A 1,180-nucleotide genomic window follows, 5' to 3' on the forward strand; every position below is an offset into this window, starting at 1 on the left:
CCGAGGTCCTCCCCTGGGCCAGCGGGAGATCGGTTCGTCTTCGGGGCCGGCCGTCGTGCGGTGCCGCGGCTCTCCGGAGTGACTCCTCCCCCTGCTCCGTCTTCGCCCACGCAGACCCAAGCACCACCCGGGCCTTCAACGGTGTCCGCGCAGAACGGTGTCGTGGCCCTCTGCCACGATGAACGCTGCTCCTTGACACCTCAACAGGCCGGCCCACCTCATACTCCTCGGCAGGCTGGTCAAGAAGCGGCAAAGCCGTCGGAACGGCGCAGGTCGCGAAGGGTCCTCCCCGCGAGTGCGGGGGTCAGCCGAGCGGCCGGAAGGTCGGCAACCTGACACCGATGTCCTCCCCGCGAGTGTGGGGGTCAGCCGTTCAGCGAGACGACGCTGCGGCTGGCGCGGATGTCCTCCCCGCAGGCGCGGGGGCCAGCCGAACAACGCCCGGATCGCCGACCTGTACCGGGGTCGCCGGTCGGTGGACTCTCTCCCGGCGGGGGATCCGGCCCGGCTATCGTGTGGGCATGACGTACCGGGTGCAGTACACCGTCGAGGCGAGGGCGACGTTCGATGCCCTGCCCGCTGACCGGCGCGACCTCCTGGCCCGCGCGCTCACCGTTCTCGCCCGCGATCCGTACCACAAGACGGCGACGGCGCCGCTCGGCCCGGACGAGCACCTGCGCAAGGCCTACGCCGCGCCCGGTGTCGTAGTGGAGTTCATGGTCGCCGACCATGTCCTGGTCGTCGTCGTACTCCAGATCTTCGACGAACTCCAATACCTGATCGACGAGGCCGACGCACGCTGAACAGCCCGCCGCCCACGGGACACGGGCCGGAACACCTCCCTTTCGTCCGCCCAGGGGCCATACCAGACATCGCCTGGGCATCCGACAGCGATCGCCATCATGGCCGTCTGCCACGACGGACGCTGCTCCTTGACACCTCGACGGGCCAGCCCGCCTTCGTGCTCCCTCGGCAGGCTGGTCAAGAAATGGCAAAGTCGTCAGAACGGTGCAGGTCGCGAAGGGTCCTCCCCGCAGGCGCGGGGGTCAGCCGGCGGCCAGCACGGTGCTCGCCGAGATGCTGGAGTCCTCCCCGCAGGCGCGGGGGTCAGCCGGCCCGCGACGAGGAGCGGCGCGGCCGCTGGGGGTCCTCCCCGCAGGCGCGGGGGTCAGCCGGCTGT

Annotated in this window: 1 protein-coding gene; it reads left to right on the forward strand. The window is 70.8% G+C overall.

Annotated elements, in window-relative coordinates:
- The first annotated feature begins 521 nt into the window (after positions 1 to 521).
- Positions 522 to 803: a hypothetical protein gene (locus ACFRQN_RS40875; protein ID WP_380745724.1), complete on the forward strand. Its 282-nt coding sequence runs from the start codon at positions 522 to 524 to the stop codon at positions 801 to 803.
- The last annotated feature ends 377 nt before the right edge of the window (positions 804 to 1,180 follow it).

Origin of the sequence: Kitasatospora sp. NPDC056800, from assembly GCF_042789775.1 — a bacterium.
GTDB lineage: Bacteria > Actinomycetota > Actinomycetes > Streptomycetales > Streptomycetaceae > Kitasatospora.